This window comes from Vibrio ziniensis (assembly GCF_011064285.1).
Taxonomy (GTDB): Bacteria; Pseudomonadota; Gammaproteobacteria; order Enterobacterales; family Vibrionaceae; genus Vibrio; species Vibrio ziniensis.
This window is the reverse complement of sequence record NZ_CP049331.1, coordinates 1,390,557-1,409,443: the sequence shown is the minus strand read 5'-3', so window position 1 is coordinate 1,409,443 and position 18,887 is coordinate 1,390,557. Positions and strand designations below refer to the sequence as shown.

The 18,887-nt window shown below is 44.3% G+C and carries 16 protein-coding genes; 8 read left to right on the top strand and 8 right to left on the bottom strand.

All coding sequences use genetic code 11. From position 1 onward, the window contains the following. The 5 genes from guaD to G5S32_RS06415 all read left to right on the top strand — a co-directional run bounded on the left by guaD (position 1) and on the right by G5S32_RS06415 (position 6,378). A complete protein-coding gene (guaD, locus tag G5S32_RS06435) occupies positions 1-1,368 on the top strand; it encodes a guanine deaminase (protein ID WP_165311232.1) in 1,368 nt (455 codons plus the stop codon). After that, positions 1,314-2,588 (top strand): urate hydroxylase PuuD, encoded by a 1,275-nt coding sequence (locus G5S32_RS06430; protein ID WP_165311231.1) that lies wholly within the window; start codon positions 1,314-1,316, stop codon positions 2,586-2,588. The genes guaD and G5S32_RS06430 overlap by 55 nt, the downstream gene beginning before the upstream one ends. 139 nt (positions 2,589-2,727) lie before the next feature. After that, a complete protein-coding gene (locus G5S32_RS06425) occupies positions 2,728-3,009 on the top strand; it encodes an EF-hand domain-containing protein (RefSeq protein ID WP_165311230.1) in 282 nt (93 codons plus the stop codon). A 412-nt stretch (positions 3,010-3,421) separates the two neighbouring features. Continuing rightward, positions 3,422-5,341, top strand: a complete 1,920-nt coding sequence (locus tag G5S32_RS06420; protein WP_246201065.1) for a methyl-accepting chemotaxis protein — start codon at positions 3,422-3,424, stop codon at positions 5,339-5,341. A gap of 428 nt (positions 5,342-5,769) precedes the next feature. Next, entirely contained in the window at positions 5,770-6,378 is a 609-nt protein-coding gene (locus G5S32_RS06415; RefSeq protein ID WP_165311229.1) for a glutathione S-transferase family protein, read from the top strand. Positions 6,379-6,534: 156 nt separating this feature from the next. Here the strand turns inward: G5S32_RS06415 and G5S32_RS06410 are convergent, their stop codons facing one another. The 6 genes from G5S32_RS06410 to G5S32_RS06385 all read right to left on the bottom strand — a co-directional run bounded on the left by G5S32_RS06410 (position 6,535) and on the right by G5S32_RS06385 (position 13,215). Further along, a complete protein-coding gene (locus tag G5S32_RS06410; RefSeq protein WP_165311228.1) occupies positions 6,535-7,755 on the bottom strand; it encodes an acetyl-CoA C-acetyltransferase in 1,221 nt (406 codons plus the stop codon). Between the two features lie 16 nt (positions 7,756-7,771). Beyond that, positions 7,772-8,506 (bottom strand): 3-oxoacyl-ACP reductase FabG, encoded by a 735-nt coding sequence (gene fabG / locus G5S32_RS06405; RefSeq protein ID WP_165311227.1) that lies wholly within the window; start codon positions 8,504-8,506, stop codon positions 7,772-7,774. Between the two features lie 63 nt (positions 8,507-8,569). Beyond that, positions 8,570-10,153, bottom strand: coding sequence for an acyl CoA:acetate/3-ketoacid CoA transferase (locus G5S32_RS06400; RefSeq protein WP_165311226.1), 1,584 nt, complete (start codon positions 10,151-10,153; stop codon positions 8,570-8,572). A gap of 106 nt (positions 10,154-10,259) precedes the next feature. Further along, the gene (locus G5S32_RS06395) at positions 10,260-11,204 is read right to left on the bottom strand and encodes a LysR family transcriptional regulator (RefSeq protein ID WP_165311225.1); all 945 of its coding nucleotides are present in this window, start codon (positions 11,202-11,204) and stop codon (positions 10,260-10,262) included. Further along, the gene (locus tag G5S32_RS06390; protein WP_102942082.1) at positions 11,204-11,833 is read right to left on the bottom strand and encodes a response regulator; all 630 of its coding nucleotides are present in this window, start codon (positions 11,831-11,833) and stop codon (positions 11,204-11,206) included. Before G5S32_RS06390 ends, G5S32_RS06395 begins: the two co-directional genes overlap by 1 nt. Next, complete coding sequence (locus G5S32_RS06385) at positions 11,830-13,215, bottom strand: cache domain-containing protein (protein WP_165311224.1); 1,386 nt, start codon at positions 13,213-13,215, stop codon at positions 11,830-11,832. Before G5S32_RS06385 ends, G5S32_RS06390 begins: the two co-directional genes overlap by 4 nt. 204 nt (positions 13,216-13,419) lie before the next feature. Here G5S32_RS06385 and G5S32_RS06380 point away from each other — a divergent pair, with 204 nt between their 5' ends. The 3 genes from G5S32_RS06380 to G5S32_RS06370 all read left to right on the top strand — a co-directional run bounded on the left by G5S32_RS06380 (position 13,420) and on the right by G5S32_RS06370 (position 16,472). Next, entirely contained in the window at positions 13,420-14,490 is a 1,071-nt protein-coding gene (locus G5S32_RS06380; RefSeq protein ID WP_102942080.1) for a TRAP transporter substrate-binding protein, read from the top strand. Positions 14,491-14,557: 67 nt separating this feature from the next. Then, positions 14,558-15,100 (top strand): TRAP transporter small permease subunit, encoded by a 543-nt coding sequence (locus G5S32_RS06375; RefSeq protein WP_102942079.1) that lies wholly within the window; start codon positions 14,558-14,560, stop codon positions 15,098-15,100. Further along, positions 15,087-16,472: a TRAP transporter large permease gene (locus tag G5S32_RS06370; protein ID WP_165311223.1), complete on the top strand. Its 1,386-nt coding sequence runs from the start codon at positions 15,087-15,089 to the stop codon at positions 16,470-16,472. Before G5S32_RS06375 ends, G5S32_RS06370 begins: the two co-directional genes overlap by 14 nt. A gap of 71 nt (positions 16,473-16,543) precedes the next feature. Here G5S32_RS06370 and G5S32_RS06365 read toward each other — a convergent pair whose 3' ends face one another. Both G5S32_RS06365 and G5S32_RS06360 read right to left on the bottom strand, forming a co-directional pair. Continuing rightward, the gene (locus G5S32_RS06365) at positions 16,544-17,374 is read right to left on the bottom strand and encodes a heparin lyase I family protein (protein WP_165311222.1); all 831 of its coding nucleotides are present in this window, start codon (positions 17,372-17,374) and stop codon (positions 16,544-16,546) included. A gap of 336 nt (positions 17,375-17,710) precedes the next feature. Next, positions 17,711-18,709 carry a branched-chain amino acid aminotransferase gene (locus G5S32_RS06360; protein ID WP_102942077.1) on the bottom strand — a complete coding sequence of 333 codons (999 nt, stop codon included), beginning with the start codon at positions 18,707-18,709 and terminating at the stop codon, positions 17,711-17,713. Positions 18,710-18,887 lie beyond the last annotated feature (178 nt).

The following is an 18,887-nucleotide window of genomic DNA, read 5'->3' as shown; positions in this document are numbered from 1 at the left end:
ATGACGTTTAAGGTACATAGAGGGAGTTTACTCCATTTTCCCCAAGTGACATCGTCACCAGCTGATAACTATCAGTATTGGAACGACGGTGTGCTCGTGGTGGAAAATGGACGCATTACCCATGTGGGCGAAGCGAAAGAGTTCTTTTCTGTTTCTGCGAATAAAGCACTGTTAATTCAAGGTCACGTGATTCAACACCACGGACTGCTTATTCCGGGGATGATAGATGCACATGTGCACTTTCCGCAAATCGAGATGATTGCAAGCTATGGTAAGCAGCTGTTGGATTGGTTAAACACTTACACCTTCCCAACCGAGCTAAGGTTTTCTAAGCAGGATTACTGCAACGCTCAAGCTGAATTTTTCATCCAGCAGCTTTTCAGTCACGGAACAACCACAGCAAGTGTGTTTGCAACGGTTCATCCACAATCAGTGAATGCGTTTTTTGCAGCCGCTGAGCGACATGATGCACGAATGATTTGCGGCAAAATCATGATGGATCGATTTTGTCCTGACGAACTGCAAGACACACCTGAATCCGGCTATCGCGACAGTAAAGAACTGATCGAACGTTGGCACAAAAATGGGCGGGCGCTCTATGCCATTACGCCTCGCTTTGCACCAACCAGTACGCCAGAGCAACTTGCAAAAGCAGGACAACTTGCGAAAGAGCATCCGGATACTTTTATTCAAACCCACTTGAGTGAAAACCACGGTGAAATGGCGTGGGTAAAAGACCTCTTCCCAGAAGAAGACGATTACCTAGCTGTGTATGAGCGCTATAACCTAGTGCGAGACCGTGCTCTGTTTGGTCATGCTTTGCATCTTAATGATCGTGAGTTTAAATCTTTAGCTGCAAACGGCGCTTCTATTGCGTTCTGCCCTTCTTCGAACCTGTTTTTAGGCAGTGGTTTATTTGACTATCAAAAAGCAAAAGAAGCGGGAATTCCGGTCGCTATTGCCAGCGATGTTGGTGCAGGAACTAGCTTGAGCTTACTCCGCAACCAAAGCGATGCGTACAAAGTTTGTCAGCTACAAGGCGTGAGCTTAGACGCGTTCGAGTCTCTCTATCTCTGTACTCAAGGTGCAGCAGCTGCGATGGGCCTCGATCATCTTATCGGCAATTTTAATATCGGCACTGAAGCCGATTTCGTGGAACTCGATCTGACTGCATTTCCAATGCTCAAGCAGCGCATTTTGCGTTGTCAGGAATTGTCAGAGCAACTTTTCGCTTTGGTCACACTGGGTGACGAGCGAGTGATCGAGAAAACCTATGTTCATGGAAATTTAGTTTATCAAAAGGATGTAATGTTATGTGGCCACAACTCTACGAATGGATTGCGCTATTTATCAAGTGGTTCCATGTAATCTGCGGTGTTGCATGGATTGGCGCAAGTTTCTATTTCACTTGGTTGGATAACTCATTAGAAACGCCACCAAAATGGAAACAAGACAAAGGAATTAAAGGCGATCTTTGGGCGGTGCACGGCGGTGGCTTCTACGAAGTTGCCAAGTATCAAGTTGGCCCAGAACAGATGCCTGAAAAGCTGCATTGGTTTAAGTGGGAAGCTTATACCACTTGGATGACAGGTACTGCATTACTGATTTGGATGTACTACTTCAACGCGCAAGCATACCTGATTGACCCACGTGTGATGGAACTTAGCACGCTTCAAGCGGTGAGCTTAGGTGTGGGCGGAATCTTCCTAGGTGTAGTTGTCTATGAAGGTTTAATGCGTTCTCCGCTAAATCGTTCAACGCCACTGTTTGTCGCGGTGTTGATTTTGTTCGGTGCCCTATTCTTCTATGCGTTCTCGCATATGTTTAGTGGTCGCGGTGCGTTCATTCATATGGGTGCGTTAATTGGTTCGATCATGGTCAACAACGTTTTCCATAAGATCATTCCTGGTCAACGCAAAATGGTAAAACAAGTAGCCGCTGGAGAGCCTGTTGACCCAGCACCGGGTTTGGAAGGCAAACGTCGTTCAATCCACAATAACTACTTCACTCTGCCTATCATCTTTTTAATGATCAGTAACCACTACCCAATGATTTACCAACACGCACAAAGTTGGTTGGTTGGTCTATTAATCATGCTTATCAGTGCTTACATCCGTCATTACTTCAACCTTAAGCACTCTGGTCAGTCAAAACCAAGTGTGATGTACACAGGCGCTGCGGCTATGTTTGCACTTGCAGTTGTGATCAGTTGGCAAGCCACTGAACAAATGCATACAGCGAAAAGTGCAGCAAAAGTGAAAAACAGTGAAGCAGCTGTGATGGCCAGCCCAAGTTCGAACACAACTGCAGAAACAACAACTACAGCGAGCTTAACTCAGCAGCAGCACGATGCTTTTGAGATCATCCAAACGCGATGCAGTCAGTGCCACAGTTCAGCGCCTACCGATGATGTATTTAAGGTCGCTCAAGGTGGTGCGATGTTCGATAGCTGGCAAGATGTTGAACGATGGAAACCGAGAATTCTTGCGCGAGCTGTAGTGAGTGGAGATATGCCTTTCCTCAATAAGACAAAAATGACGGACGAAGAACGTCAACAGTTAGGTGATTTATTAAATACGATTAACTGACCATACGAAAACCACCAGCTCAATGCTGGTGGTTTTTTATCCCTTCGTAAAACTGTGTAAGCACCAGAACTCTTTTCTTATTTAGCAGCCAAATAGTTCATCTCAAATTCAATGAACTCGTTAATAAGGAAAAACGATCATGAAACTTACCTCTTTCAGCACTTTAATTGCTTGCCTACTTAGCGCAGGTTCTGCTTTCGCACAAAGCTCACCACCTGACCGCCCAGATATGGGACCACCACCAAGCTTTAGTGACATGGATAACAACGGTGATGGCGTACTCACTAGCGATGAGTTAGAGGGGCCAATCAGCAACGATTTTTCTCAAATTGACCAAAATGGCGACGGCGCAATAACCCAAGCAGAGCTCGACGAGTTTATGCAAAATCACAAACCGCCAATGCCATCGAAAAACGATTAATCTGAAGAGTTACAATTCGAGCCAGATACACAAAGTGCTGGCTCGTTCCACATCACACGCATTTCCCTTGTTCAAGATAAGCATCTCATACATGCGGACCTTTAGCCGAACCCAATACTTATTGGTTCATACAGTCAATTTTGCTTATTCATAAAGTTGTACGTTAAACCTTTTAGAAATGATCAACCTGAAGCATCTTCTGGTTTAAATTTGCGCATATGCAACGTTGAACTACACTGGATCTAAACGAAATCTGCCACTTTTGTGTGGTCAACATTTATTAGTTTAAGAGGTTAGTATGAGGCTTCATTCTATTCGATTAAAGATGATGCTCCCTATTATTCTACTGACTATTCTAGTTCTCTCAATTTTTGTCTTTATGGAAATAATCATCAAGATAGAAGAGCGAGCGATGGAAAAACAAACCAAATCCTACTTTGAAGCTATTGCAGTGGTGCTGAATGCAGATAGGGATATCTATCAAGCACGCTTAGCTCAAGCTGAAAAGCTATCTGACTACGGCGACAAACAAAAACAACAACAAGATTTCGATGAAAACGCTAAACAAGTCTATGACCGATTTCAAAGCTTCCGTAATTATCTGAAAGATGAACCAGCACTGCTAGAGCCCTTTAAGAACTTTGACACACTTTACGACGATTGGGTTCAAAGCAGTAAAAATGTCACGTCTATCTATATCGCAAACCAATTCGTTAATAATCGTCTGGCTGATATTGATAAAAACTTTTTTACTATGCGTAACCTACTCGACGATGCTGAAGCAAAACTTAGGACCCACGCGTCAAATTTGACAGTTGATAACATTGATCGCCAAGTACTTAAACGTTATCTGGATGCTCTTGCTGAAGTTCTCAACGCTGATCGCGACCTCTATCAAGCGCGTTTAGCACAACAAAAATACCTAACAGGTATTGGCGATGCCGAGAAAAATCTTAACGACTTTCAAGAAAACGCGCTGCAGGCCACTAATCGTTTTCAGTCTTATCGAACCTTGATGGCGCCAGAGCCTCAGTTTGTTACGCCGTATGCCCAGTTTGATACCCTGTTTTCTGGCTGGTTCAAAGACAGTTCAACTCTTATGGATTCTGATGAAATTAAAATTTCTGGTAGTCAAAAAGACATACTAGCAGCAACTGACGAGAAATTTGAACGTATTCGTGATGTACTGGATAAAGCTGGAGAAACAGTTAAAAACCAAGGCAGAGTAAAAGAGAAGGAGACTAGTGAGGAGATCCAGCGTTTCCAAAACTTCACCATTGTTGTAGCGGTTATCGGTTTCCTCGTAGCGTTCTCAATCAGCTACTATATACCTAGACAGATTACGCAGAATGTAAACAATATCTCTCAGCGAATTCGAGAGATCTCTGAAGGTGATGGAGATTTAACAGCAAGAATCAACTCGGAAGCCAAAGACGAACTTGGTGATTTATCCATAGAATTCGATGCCTTTGTTAGCAATTTACAAACCATAATGAATACTATCCAACTAAAAAGTTCTGCATTGGGAGACTCAACTCAGAAGTTGGAAGCTGTTGCTAACTCTGTCAGCAACATCACGCAAAAAATGGTTGATTCTAGCGATTCTATTGTAAGTGCTGCCAGTGAAATGTCGATGGCAAATGCCCAGATGGCAGATGTTGCATCCAATACGTCTGATGAATCAACTAAAGCTTCAGAATACATTGAACGTGGACGCGACGTAGTAAGATCTTCACACTCCAGCATCGATTCGCTAGTCGGCAATATCGATGTGACAATGACAAAAGCAGAAGAACTGGAAAAAAACTCAGAAGCTATTTCATCTGTTTTGGAAGTGATTCGCGGTATTGCCGAACAAACCAACCTGTTAGCGTTGAATGCCGCTATTGAAGCAGCTCGCGCTGGTGAGTTTGGACGAGGATTTGCTGTAGTGGCCGACGAAGTACGTAAGCTCGCCACACAGACAGGTGAAAGTACCAACCAAATTGAGAAGATGATAAGTCAACTGACCGACAGCGTTTCAGATGCGTTTACAGCAATTAAACTGAGTAAAGACAACGCCAACAGTGCCGTAAATAACTTTGAGAGCGTGATTCAAGTGTTTGATGCGCTTACTAACTCTTTCAACTCGGTACGTGATTTATCTGAACAAACTGCTATGGCTACACAGGAACAATCCAGCGTTTCAAACGAGATAAACCAAAACCTAATATCAATGAAAGACCAAACTGATGGAGTAGATCGAGCGTCCAAAGAAATTCGCCAACAGTTTAATGATCTCAATAACGTGTATCTAGAGCTTAACAGTCAAGTATCTAAGTTCAGGGTTTGATACCAATCTGGATAATTTCCTGATCAGTGAATAGGCGTCGATAAGCAAACCCTCCGAGCCATGGATGGCTCGGTGGAGCTTCAGGGAAGAATGAATGCGCGTTTACGTTTGACGCCTATTCGCAGTTCTGCCGATGCTCAGTCTGATCATATTTTTATCTAGGATGGTATGAGTTATCGGGTGAGATCTCATTCTCGCTTGATGAGACTCACTGCTCGCAATCCCCATTTTCGACTTACGCTGGTAAAGCAGTAGGTGACTTTGCTATTCAGATGTATTCCTAACTCAAATAACATCATATAAATATTTTCGTCTCCCTTTAGGGTAAAAACTCGCAAATCCGACTTGGGTAGATTATTTTTTGTGTGGCTGTCGCAAAATTTGGCGACTTATCAGCTTACAAAAACACCGAACAAAGGGATTACGATATGAGCAAACTGTGCATTCATTATTTTGATTTTGCAGGCGGTCGCGCTGAACCAGCCCGCATTGCCTTGAGATATGCTGGAATAGATTTCGACGATGTACGTTTCTCATTTGCAGAATTCGCTGAAAGAGCGAAGGACTACCCATTAGGTAAAGTGCCAGTACTTGACGTAGAAGGTCACCAAGTCACTCAATCAAATGCAATTAATCGATATGTAGGAAAACTGACTGGGCTCTACCCAGAAGATGCAATCCAAGCCTTGTTGTGTGATGAAATTTTAGACGCCTCAGAAGAACTTACGTCAAAACTGGCAGCTACGTTCGCTTTGCAAGGCGATGAGTTAAAGTCACAACGGGAGAAACTAGCAGCAACTGTCTTTCCTACTTATTTAAAGTTCTTTGCTAAGAAACTCGAACAAGCTGGGGATTTCTTTGCTGATGATCGCCTGACTATCGCAGACTTGCGAGTAATGTTAATGGTTCGTCACCTATGTTCGGGAGTATTGGACCATATCCCATTAGACCTCGTTGATAAACATGGAGCTAATTTAAAAGCACACATGGAACGAGTGGCCCAACATCAAGTGTTTTTAAAAGGCTACAAAGCATAATAACCTACTAGCATTCCTGTTGAATTAAATAGAATTTTCCATCTCTATTTAACAATCAGATTCATGGGTTGCAGGAACGGGTTCACAATGACATTAAACCGCTATAACAAATTCTACACTTCAAGCGACAATATAGCGGTTTGTAAAAAACATAATCTAATGTACGTTGATAGGATTCGCCAACACTAATGCCGTTCCCATACCACCACCAATACATAAGGATGCAAGCCCAAACTTAGATTGGGAACGCAACATTTCATAAATCAAACTTGTGACGATACGCCCACCGGATGCGCCAATAGGGTGACCCAGTGCAATAGCACCTCCGTTCACATTAACGTGTTCATCAAACCAAGATTGTTCCAGATTGTGCTGCTCTGAAAGGCTCTTCATCACACCAATAGCTTGCGCTGCGAAAGCTTCGTTGAGTTCCACTTTGTCGATATCTGAGAGGTTCAATTTGGCGCGAGTTAACGCCTGTTTAATCGCTGGAACTGGACCTAAACCCATAACTTCTGGATCGACACCACCTTGTCCTGTCGATACCACTTCCACTAACGGTTGCAATCCATGCTGCTTGACTGCGTTCTCACTAGCAATCACAAGTGCAAACGCGCCGTCATTGATACCTGAAGCATTACCTGCGGTCACTGATCCCTCTTTTTCAAACGCGGGGCGAAGCAGGGAAAGCGCTTCAAGTGTTACGCCAAAGCGAGGATGCTCGTCGGTTTCCACCGAGACAGTACCTTTACGAGTTTTGACCTCAAGCGGGATAATCTCTTGGCTAAACCGCCCTGCTTTAATTGCAGCTTCCGCTTTATGTTGGCTGGCTAAAGCAAACTTATCCTGCTCTTCGCGACTAATAGAAAACTGCTTGGCAATTTTTTCGGCTGTAATGCCCATATGGATGCCGCTGAACGCATCCGTTAATCCATCTTTTAATATGGTATCGGTGGCAGAGAAGTCGCCCATTTTATTGCCTGAACGGAGGTTGCTATTCATGACAAAAGGCGCATTACTCATGCTCTCCATTCCTGTAGCGACGACAATCTCTGCGTCACCAGATCGAATAGCGTTCACTGCATTCAAAATGGACTTCATCCCGCTGCCACAAATCATATTGAGTGTGTATGCCGGCGTTTCAGCTGGGATACCTGCATGCATTGCTGCTTGTCGTCCTACCCCCTGTCCTTGCCCAGCACTGAGCACATTTGCCGCAATAACTTCATCCACAATTTTGGGTTGAATACCCGATTGTTCCAATGCAGCTTTAATTGTGGCGCTGCCGAGTTCTACCGCTGATAGTGGCGACAAACTGCCCATAAAAGTGCCGATTGCGGTGCGTTTCGCTGCAACAATATAAACTTTGTTAGCCATAGTTTTATTTCCCCAATTAGAGCACCAATCCACCGTCAATTTTTAGTACTTGTCCGGTAATAAAACTCGACTTATCACTTGCCAAAAACTCTACGCCATTGGCGATATCCTCGGTGGTTCCCATGCGCCCTAACGGTGTTTTCACTTTCATCATGTTGAGAACTTTTTCAGGAAGATCCGCCGTCATTGGTGTTTCGATAAAGCCAGGAGCAACACAGTTTGATCTCACTTGCGCACCTTTGCGTGAAAACTCTTTCGCCCAGCTTTTGCTCATTGCAATCACGCCACCTTTAGTTGCTGCGTAATTGCTTTGACCAATGTTGCCATCAGTACCAACAACAGAAGACATAGTTACGATAGAGCCATAGTTGTTTTCCATCATTAAAGGGGCAACCGCTTGGGTAACGTTAAACACACCCTTCAAATTGACATCAATGACTAAATCCCAGTCCGCTTCCGTCATCTTATCGATTAGAGCATCACGCGTGACACCGGCGTTGTTAACAAGCACATCCACTCGTCCGAATTGAGCTTGAATACTGGCGACAAGCTCTGCAATCGCAGCTCTGTCGCAGATATTGATAGTGACAGGTACGACTCGCTCAATATGGGAATAAGCTTCCATCAGCGCCTTATCATTCATGTCCAATGCATAGACCATTTCAGCGCCTTGAGAATAAAAACGCTCAACCACTGCTTTACCGATTCCTTGTGCGGCACCTGTGACAATACATATCTTGTTTTGAAACATATTTGCTGACCTTTTGTTTTATCTTTTTTATTTAACTGTAGGGTTTTAATCCACTTCTGATATCTAGTCAGAGTGCAGATTTATAGAAAATTGGGGTTGGAAAATGGCGCTATCCATTGTTGTTAACTCAGGGCTAATCAAAGGCTTAAACGCCATGTGATGGAGTATGTCGCGGTCAACATCAATACCCGGAGCAACTTCTATCAGCTCTATACCTTGCGCTACCATTCGAAATACCGCCCTTTCAGTGATGTAAAGCACTGGCTTATTCGCTTTTAATGCCTGATAGGCACTGAAGGTGATTTGCTCGACTTTGGAGATGAACTTACTTTGGCTACCTTCAGTAGTGATTTGCAGTTGCCCACCTTCCACCTGAACATCCAAACCTTTGGCGGTGAAAGTGCCACAGAAATACACCTCTTTGGCGTTTTGCGTAATATTGATAAATCCGCCACATCCGGCGATTTTGGTGCCGAATCGGGAGACATTGATATCACCTTTAGCATCACATTGAGCAAGCCCTAAAAACGCTTGATCGACGCCACCACCATCATAGAAGTCGAACATTTGATCTTGTCCGATAATGGCGTCAGGAAATGCGGAAGCACCAAAATCTAATCCACTGGCTGGAGAGCCACCCACGGCGCCCGGTTCCACCGTCAGAGTGAATTTATCCAGAATGCCCGCTTGCTGAGCGACTTTCGCAATATATTCAGGCGCACCAATGCCAAGATTAAGTACTGAGTTTACTTTCAGTTCCAACGCTGCACGTCGGGCAATAATGGTTTTCGCGTCGATGACAGCTTCAACCGTTTGTTCAACATTCGAGGCTGTAATTTTGCTGTGAGATGGTTTGTTGCCACGCCCGATAAACTCAGGATTCATTTGGCTCGCAAACGTCTGCATGTGCTCGCTTAGGTCTTCACACACTACAACCGCATCAACGAATATGCCCGGAATTTTGACCAGATGTGGGTCTAGCGTACCTGCGGGTACGATTTGCTTAACCTGAACAATCACTTTGCCATTGTTGTTGGTTGCAGCCTGCGCCGCGGCGAGGCTTTCAACAATCAGACACTCATCTTCCATGGTGATATTGCCGTTTTCATCGGCGGTTGTGCCACGCAAAATCGCCACATCAATAGGAAGCTTTTTGTAAAATAGATACTCTTCACCATCGATTTCCGCGACTCGCACCCAGTCTTGCGACGTAATGGAATTGAGCTTTCCACCTTCAATACGCGGGTCGACGAAAGTGCCCAATCCAACTTTGGTAAACAAACCAGGCTTGCCGGCTGCGCTATCACGTAGCAGATGAGAAATTACGCCTTGAGGCAGGTTGTAGCCTTCGATCAGATTATCTACCACTAGCTGTTGCAGTTTAGGTACAAGCCCCCAGTGTCCACCAATGGCTCTTTTCACCAAACCTTGCTGTGCAAGATGATTAATAGCTCGTGATTTACCATCGCCCTGACCAGCAGCGAAAACCAGAGTGAGATCTTTCGGCAAACCTGACTGTTGAAACCGTTCACCAATGGCACGTTCGATGGCTTCAGGTACTACACTGCCAATAAAGCCTCCGAGCATGACTGACTGCCCGTTTTCAATCCATTGCGCTGCTTGCTCTGCTGTAAGTTGTTTAACCACAATTCACCTTCCTTGATTTGATGAATTTCAGGTTAGACGCAGAGAGTCTGTTTGATAATTGCACATATAGAGATTGTGAATTTCTAATTTGCAACAATCATCCGTACTAGAACATCCCTTCGCTGCGCATAGCACTCACTCGCTCTAACAAGTACTGTTTAAAGCGAGCACAACGCTCGGGCATCGGCGAACGAGGACGATACAAAAGGTCAATATCAAAGCTGGCGCAACGATAATCGGGCAAGATCTGAATCAAATCGCCACTTTCAATGCACTTGTGCACCAGTGAATGAGGTAGATAAGCAATTCCCGCGTGTTCCATCGCGAAATCGAGCAGCATTTCACTGTTGTCACACTCTAGTGTGTCCTGAATGGTCACGAATTCTTGCTTGCCATTCAGTTCAAAGCTCCAGCGATTTCCTCCCAATAGAGTTCTCGCGTACAGGCAACGATGCTGTGTTAAAAACTCAGGGGTTTCAGGCACACCATGTTCCTGCAAATAGTGTTTTGAAGCGCAGAGATAAAGTGGTTCCGTAAGAACGCGCTTTCGCACAATCAAAGAATCTGGAGAGATGTCGCCGTCATAATTGGCTGTGGCTCTGAATGCAAAATCGATAGTGAGAGGATCAAAGTCTCCCGCTTCAATAAAGATTCGGAAATGCACTTGAGGATGCATTTCCATGTATTCAGCCACGATTTTCGTCAGGTACTGGCGCGCAAACAGAGGCGTTGAAGATATTTTTATTTCGCCTTGCTGCTCAGCCGCAAGGTTCTGAACCTCTTCACACAGATTGTTGATGTCCGGCAGCAGCGGAGAGAAGCGTTCGTAAAGAAGCTGCCCAGCCTGAGTCGCCACCAATTGTCGTGTGCTTCTTTTGATAAGTTCAACGGACATTGCCTCTTCGAGCTCTTTCACCCAGCGGCTTCCCGCAGCAGGTGAAAGCCCTTGTTGAAGAGCCGCTTCGCGAAATGAACCCGTTCTCAGCACCGCACAGAAAAAGACAATCTTATCCAAGATTGGCTGGCGACTGGAGAGCAATTTCCCTGTCATCAGCTTACCAGCCCTTTATCTAACGCAAGTTTAACCAGCGCAGCGGTAGAGGTAGCACCAAGCTTTTTCTTTATTCTCAATCGATGTGTTTCAACGGTTCTCACACTGATGTGTAGCGTGTCAGCTATCTCTTTGTTCCCTGCTCCATTGACAATAAGTTTGAGAACATCAAACTCGCGCTTGGAGAGTTCATCGTCTTTCGGTTCTGGTTTATCGTTGATTTGTTCAAGCAAACGGTCAGATGCTTGAGGGCAAAGATAAGAACGCCCCTGAGCTACCTGATTAATCGCCATCACCAACTCTTCAGAACCCACATCTTTCAACACATAGCCCTTTGCTCCCGCTTTTACCGAGCGAACCACGTAGTCTTTACTGTCGTGCATCGACAGCATAATCACTGCGGTTTCTGACTTAGATTGGGAAAGCTTTTCAAGCATCTCGATGCCGTTCATGTTGGGCATATTAATGTCCAGCAAAAGCACATCCGGTTTGAGTGTAAGTGTCGCTTTGAGTGCATCAGCCCCCGTACCGACACAAGACAGAATCTCAAGATTGTCTTCCCTCTCTAAACGAGATTTCAAACCGTCCTGCATTAAGCGATGATCATCAGCAAGTACCAACTTAATCATACAAACTCCATATTTAAGCTGACGCGAATTTCCGTACCTTCGCCCGGTATGCTTGATACGGCGAACGTTCCGCCAATGGCGTGAATACGATCCTTCATATTCTGTAACCCCATATGTTCCAAATTTGGTTTATTACGTTTCCCCGGTTTTGCTATGGTCGGTGCGATACCGATTCCGTCATCGCTCACCGTTAAAATCAGTAGTTGCCCTTCTCGCTGCATAATGATGTCAACACCCTGAGCCTGAGCATGTTTTTCGACGTTATGTACTGCTTCCTGAATCACGCGATATAAGGTTGTTTCAACCTCTTGAACCATCTCGACACCATCAATGTCGTGTTCAAACACCAACTCCAATTCAGTACGTTGACGCATGTCGTTAATATAAGCTTCAATACCTGCAACCAATCCCAAGTCATCCAACTGAGGTGGTCTTAAATCTCGAGAGATCCTACGAAGTTCAACAATTGCTTGTTCCATTACTCGCTTACTGGCGTCTAGCTCTCTCACTTGTTGTTCTTGATGCAATTCTTTCCCAACGTTGTCCAAACGATATTTCGCTGCGACTAAAAGCTGATTAACACCGTCATGCAACTCACGGGATACTCGCTGACGTTCATTTTCCTGAGAGTCGATGATCTGCTGGTTCAAAACACTGAGTTGTTCATTCGCCAAGCGGCGTATGTTCAAGTTTAAGGAAGCGCCTAAAGCGGCAATAACAGAGATGGATATCAACATGACAAAGAACAGCGCGCTGCTGGTTCTGCCTACGTTTTGGTCGTAGCCGTTTTGCATATGAGAGACTTGACGCTCGATATCATCCAGATAGACGCCGGTTCCTACCATCCACTGCCATTTGTCTAATGAAATTGCGTAACTGAGCTTGGGAAGCGGCTCTTTAGTTGATGGCTTGTGCCATAAATAATCGACAAAACCGCCGCCCGCCCTGCCCACGCGAATCAACTCTTGCAGCAGCTTTTTGCCTTTTACATCCTCAACTTCCCACCAGTTAACGCCAATACGTTCTGGCTGATAAGGCAGTACTATGGCATCACCTTTCCAGTTATAAACAAAGAAGTAACCATCAACGCCATATGTTAACTGGCTCAATTTTTCGGCAACAATCTGCTTGGCGTGTTCTTCACTCAACGACTCATCATGGTAGTAAGGCATGATACTTTTTACTGCCATTTCTACGTACTGCTGCAACTCTTGTTTTTTGGCAGCCAGAATATTGTTTCTAGTGAGCTGAACTTGATCTTCAACTAATTGTTTTGCTTGGCTAAAAAGAATCGCAGCGACAATCGCCACCACAATAATCAAGGGAACAATCGACAGTAAAATGATGTTAACGGTTAGCTTTCTGTTCCTGACAAAGCCCATATTTGCTTCCAATTCTTATACGTAGTTTTACGGATTCCCTGTATCAAAAACTGCCCAAACTACTCACTCAATTTGCGCAATTTCACCAATAGAGCATCCGTTTACCCCTGCTTATACTCAGCTCAAATGTAACATTAAATTAACATCGTTAAATACGAAATGTTCACATTTATTAGCACATAAAAACCAAACAAGGACTATGTTATGAATTTGAAAAAAGCTGCCATTGCAACTGCCATTGCTTTAACGTCAGTTGGACTTTCACTTAGTGCACATGCTGAAGACAAAAAGATCCTCCTGAAAACTCCGATTGCTTTCGGCAGCCACTTACCAGCATTGGGTACGCCAATTCAATGGTACGCAGACCACATCGGTCAAACGTCTGGTGGCACAGTCAAAATGAAAATTTATGAGCCGGGTAAACTGGTTAACCCTGCTGAAATTTTAGATGCGGTTTCTACCGGCAAAGTAAACTCTGGCTATTCAACCGCTGGCTACTGGCAAGGCAAACTACCGGCTTCCGCGCTGTTTTCTGCGGTTCCTTTTGGACCAGAAGCGGGTGAATACATGGCTTGGATGTACTTCGGCAATGGCTTGAAGCTATATCAAGAAATGTATGACCAAGGTGGCTACAACGTAAAAGTTCTGCCATGCGCAATCATCTCCCCTGAATCTTCAGGTTGGTTTAGAAAACCAATCGACAAACCAGAAGATTTAAAAGGTCTGAACATGCGTTTCTTCGGCTTAGGCGCATCAGTTATGGAGAAACTGGGCGCTGGTACAGTGCAACTGCCGGGTGGCGAAATCTTTGGCGCACTTGAGAAAGGTGCAATCGATGCCTCTGAGTTCTCTCAACCAGCTATCGATGAACGCTTAGGCTTCCACAAAGTAGCAAAATACAACTACTTCCCAGGTTGGCACCAACAATCCACCATCTTTGAACTGTTGATTAACAAAGATACTTGGAACGAAATGAGCCAAACCCAACATGACGCTATCGAAACCACGTGTATGGCATCGATGACTTATTCGATTGCAGAAGGTGAAGCAATTCAGTTTACCGCGATGGAAAAAGCGAAACAAAATGGCGTAGAAATTCGCTACTGGAGCAAAGAGATGTTGGATTTGTTCAAGAAAACTTGGCTAGAAGTGGTTGAAGAGAAAAAATCTGAAGATCCTTTCTTCGATAAAGTATGGACTGACCTAAGCACATTCCGCCAGGGATATGCGTTGTGGCAAGCGAACGGTTTCCTACCACGCGCAACTCTAGAGTAATCCTTACATACATCGGAAATATGGGCTGGATTTGAACATCCAGCCCTAATCAGGCAAGGAGAAAGCAATGAGTAAGGTGTTATGCTCAACCCCACCTATTCCTGTTTACTACCACATCGAAAGAGTTGTTCAGTCTGCGAGTAAAATTCTTGCTTGGACTAACGTATTTCTTATCGGTGTTATCGTTCTTCAAGTTATTTTGCGCAAAGTCTTTTCTAACGGGCAGATCACGTTGGAAGAATTGCAATGGCATTTGTATGCGACCGCCGTTATGTTCGGCACCGCGTACGCGCAAATAAGCGATATGCATGTGCGAGTCGACCTTTTTTACCACAAGTTTAGTGAGCGCAAAAAAGCGATTATTGACTTGCTAGGTCTGCTGCTTCTGGCAGCACCGTTTGTGATTGTAGTGATCATCCATTCCTACGACTTCACCTATGAGTCTTGGCGAGTGAATGAAAGCTCGGCTTCCCCTTCTGGTTTGCCTTATCGCTGGATAATCAAAAGTGTTATTCCAATCAGTTTCTCACTATTGCTGCTTTCAATGCTGGCAAAAGTGCTGCGCAATTTAGAAATCATTTACAAAGGAAATAGCCATGGAACCAAATGAGTGGATTGTAATCGCGATGTTCGGCTCGTTTATCCTGCTTCTATTTACTGGGATTCCTGTAGCCTATGTTTTAGGTGGTATTGGCGTATTCTTTGCGGGTGTTGGGTACCTCGCGGATATTTATCTCGATACTTTTACCGGATTGAACTTCACCAGCCTTGGCTTAGTGGTAAACCGCATTTACAAAATCATGGATAACTGGATTTTGGTCGCGCTTCCAATGTTCATTTTCATGGGCAATATGCTGGATAAATCAGGAATTGCCGAAAAACTGATGGCATCCATGCAAGCACTATTTGGTAAAGTTCATGGTGGACTTGCGGTCACGGTAATGGCGATAGGCATCATTCTCGCAGCTTCAACGGGCATCATTGGTGCGTCGGTTGTGCTTCTCGCGGTAATGTCACTGCCTACCATGATACGTCAAGGCTACCACCTACCTCTGGCTCTTGGCACAGTGGCATCCGCTGGCACTTTGGGAATCCTTCTCCCACCTTCCATTATGTTGGTCATCATGGCAGACCAGCTCGGACTGTCTGTGGGTGACCTTTTTATGGGTGCAGTTATTCCGGGGTTATTGTTAGGTCTGTTCTATATCCTCTACATTTTGTTCGTCGGTAAGATGAACCCAGTGAAAGCACCGATCCCAGAAGACATTCAACCGGTTGAATGGAGTCTAATTCTGCAAGTGTTCAAAGACATCACACCAACGGTAATACTGATCTTTGTAGTGCTGGGTTCAATCTTCGCAGGTATCGCAACACCGACCGAAGCTTCTGGCATTGGTGCACTAGGTGCAACTTTACTTGCTGTCTACAACAAGAAACTCAATCTGAAAGTTGTTAAAGAAGTGGTGTTAGCTTCCTACGGTACGACGGCTTACATCTTTATGATTTTTCTAGGGGCATCTTGCTTCGCACTCGTTCTGCGCGAGTTGGGTGGCGACGAACTGATTGAGAGTTTCCTAAGAGGATTACCATTTGGTCCATACGGCATTATTGCGTTTATTTTGATGATTGTGTTCTTCCTAGGTTTCTTCCTAGACTGGATTGAAATCACCTTAATTGCGCTGCCATTACTAGCACCAGTAGTAAAAAGTTTGGGTTTCGAACTGGACGGTCACGGCGTGGTTGATGATCCTTCATTGGTTTGGTTTGTGATGTTGGTGGCCATGGCGCTTCAAACCAGCTTCTTAACACCGCCAGTGGGATTTGCCCTGTTCTATCTCAAAGGTGTTTGCCCTGAAGACGTAACCCTGAAAGATATCTACCGAGGCGTAGTACCTTTCATTTTGATTCAACTATTTGCTCTGGTTTGTCTCGTCGTTTGGCCGCAACTGGTACTGTGGTTTCCAAGTGTGGCTTATGGGTAAAACCTATAATGTATTGAAATCGATAAAGAAAAAGCCAGCGCTCATCGCTGGTTTTTTTGTTTATAAAATTGCTAGTTAGTAGCTTTTAAATCAATTTCAGACGTCTGCACAGAAAGAAGCTGCTTTGGCTGAATGGAATCTCTGCTATATCCACGAGCAACATTTCGATAGTAAACCTTCTGTGTTGGAACAACGTCCGCTTTGTTTACATCCTTATATCGGGATACGAAACTACGATAAATACCATATTTGAAATAGACTTGAGACTTGTCCATTGTTGGGCCATAGTAGCCAGCCATTTTTTCGTTATTTACCCAAACATGGAAGAAACCGTCTTTTTCTCGAGACCATTTCACATGTAATTCGATTCGATGCCATTTACCACGTAGATTTTCTTCAGGTATAAGCTCCCAAAATTTCTGGGTTTCACCCTTGAGCTGACGATCAAGGTGATAGCCTCCCTGCGAAATCGTCGACCAGTCTCTTACATTAAAACTTTGGTTTTGGAATAGAAAAACTGGAGAACCATTAACTTGATGAAACTGACCCAACACAGTTTTACTAGGGAAAATACTGTTGTAATCATCAGGAAAGAAAATCTCCCAAGCGTACCAATATTCACTACCGTTAACTTGGTATCCAGATCGTTGCATCAACTCACTACGTTCACGATCATTGCTACAATCGTTCCACCCTGACGTACTCGAACAATCTCCATCTCGCACTTCAAAGTAATCAACTTGGGACCTATTGTTATGGTCAATCGGGTCTTCAACCACTTGATAGCCGTATGACTTACTGTTCAATGAACGTTTAAATGAACCAAAAGTTTCGCTTGTCACGGAGGAGCAGCCTTGAATAGAAATCATGACAAATATAACTATCGCCAATTTATGCATCATCTTAATTCCTTATAGGTTTATATAAGTTTCGAGTTCCGACCTAAATTTGGCACTTAAACTTAACGGAGCTATGGTGTAGCGGGGAGCACTTTGCCTTTCAATTAACATAAAATCAACATCAAGATGCTCTTATTTGACTTTAGTAACGCAAGTGACCGTTTCATCTGGGATGGGAATAAGAGTTTCGAATATCAATTTTCTACAATAATAATGCAAGCAGTGTTGAATCGGGGGAGACTCATAGAATTGAGTTTGATCGGGTTATAGAGCAGATAGGATCAAAAAAGCCAGCGTTATAACTAGCGCTGGCTTTTTGTATCTAATAACCAGATTTAATTAAGCAATCTTAGTTAGCCAGTTGTGAGTGTCAGGTGCTTTGCCCCACTGAATATCGTTCAGTGCTTGACGAAGTTTCTGCGCAATAGGACCAACTTCACCGCTGCCTACTTTCACATCTTCACCGTTGTGGATAAATGTACCTACAGATGTTAGTACCGCAGCTGTACCAGAAAGCATCGCTTCTACACCCGGTTTTGCAGCGCGCTCTAGAAGTTCTTCTACAGAAACTTCGCGCTCGCTTACTGTCATGCCTAGATCTTTAGCGATAGTCAGGATACTTGAGCGAGTTACACCGTGTAGGAAGCTTGAATCCAAAGCTTTAGTAATGATTTCGTTGCCATCAACCAAAAGGAAGTTTGCAGCACCTGTTTCTGTAATGTAGCCGTTTGGACAGAACAGAACTTGGTCAGCTTTGTATTTTGCTTTTGCTTCTAGTGTCGGAGAGAGAGCACTTGCGTAGTTGCCACCACTCTTGATCATACCCATATGCGGCGCACAACGTTGACCTGTTTCGTCAAGTAGAAGACGCAGCGCACTTGCGCCACCAGCGAAGTAGTCACCCACTGGAGAGAGTAGCACATACATCATAGATGAAAGAGATGGGGCAGCTGCTTTACCCACAGCCGCTTCAGTACCAATGTGTGTTGGACGAATGTACATAGAACCTGGAGGAGCAGGTACTTCTGAAGCGAACTCAGCAACAACATCAACGATCATCTTTGAAAGTTGTTCTTTATTCACTTCTGGTAGAGAAAGCAGTTTACTGCTTTGTGCGAAACGGTTGACGTTTTGGTCCATTCGAAAGACGTGCACGCTACCATCTTCGTGACGGAATGCTTTTAAACCTTCAAAACACGTACTTGAATAGTGCAAGACGTGAGCACCTGGATGAAGCGAGATGCTGTCAGAAGCTACGATTTCTGCGTCTGACCATTGATTATTTTCGAATGTTGCTAATGCCATCTTAGGCATAAATACAGTACCAAAAGCCGCCATATGTTTTCCTACAAATAAATTACTACTAAAGATAAGTCCGTTAAGTCTGGGCTGGCGATGTGAGATGCATGTCCAATACTTAGTTTTCTGATACTAAAACAGATTGAGAGAGTAAGAAAGAGCGTTTCAAGGATAAAATACTCATTACGACCAATTAATAGTTCTTTTACAAATCTGG

Bases quoted from the DNA above. Each gene is read 5' to 3' on its own strand.
- guaD (WP_165311232.1), top strand. From the start codon at position 1: ATGACGTTTAAGGTACATAGAGGGAGTTTACTCCATTTTCCCCAAGTG.
- G5S32_RS06430 (WP_165311231.1), top strand. From the start codon at position 1,314: ATGTGGCCACAACTCTACGAATGGATTGCGCTATTTATCAAGTGGTTC.
- G5S32_RS06425 (WP_165311230.1), top strand. From the start codon at position 2,728: ATGAAACTTACCTCTTTCAGCACTTTAATTGCTTGCCTACTTAGCGCA.
- G5S32_RS06420 (WP_246201065.1), top strand. From the start codon at position 3,422: ATGGAAAAACAAACCAAATCCTACTTTGAAGCTATTGCAGTGGTGCTG.
- G5S32_RS06415 (WP_165311229.1), top strand. From the start codon at position 5,770: ATGAGCAAACTGTGCATTCATTATTTTGATTTTGCAGGCGGTCGCGCT.
- G5S32_RS06410 (WP_165311228.1), bottom strand. From the start codon at position 7,755: ATGGCTAACAAAGTTTATATTGTTGCAGCGAAACGCACCGCAATCGGC.
- fabG (WP_165311227.1), bottom strand. From the start codon at position 8,506: ATGTTTCAAAACAAGATATGTATTGTCACAGGTGCCGCACAAGGAATC.
- G5S32_RS06395 (WP_165311225.1), bottom strand. From the start codon at position 11,204: ATGACAGGGAAATTGCTCTCCAGTCGCCAGCCAATCTTGGATAAGATT.
- G5S32_RS06390 (WP_102942082.1), bottom strand. From the start codon at position 11,833: ATGATTAAGTTGGTACTTGCTGATGATCATCGCTTAATGCAGGACGGT.
- G5S32_RS06385 (WP_165311224.1), bottom strand. From the start codon at position 13,215: ATGGGCTTTGTCAGGAACAGAAAGCTAACCGTTAACATCATTTTACTG.
- G5S32_RS06380 (WP_102942080.1), top strand. From the start codon at position 13,420: ATGAATTTGAAAAAAGCTGCCATTGCAACTGCCATTGCTTTAACGTCA.
- G5S32_RS06375 (WP_102942079.1), top strand. From the start codon at position 14,558: ATGAGTAAGGTGTTATGCTCAACCCCACCTATTCCTGTTTACTACCAC.
- G5S32_RS06370 (WP_165311223.1), top strand. From the start codon at position 15,087: ATGGAACCAAATGAGTGGATTGTAATCGCGATGTTCGGCTCGTTTATC.
- G5S32_RS06365 (WP_165311222.1), bottom strand. From the start codon at position 17,374: ATGATGCATAAATTGGCGATAGTTATATTTGTCATGATTTCTATTCAA.
- G5S32_RS06360 (WP_102942077.1), bottom strand. From the start codon at position 18,709: ATGGCGGCTTTTGGTACTGTATTTATGCCTAAGATGGCATTAGCAACA.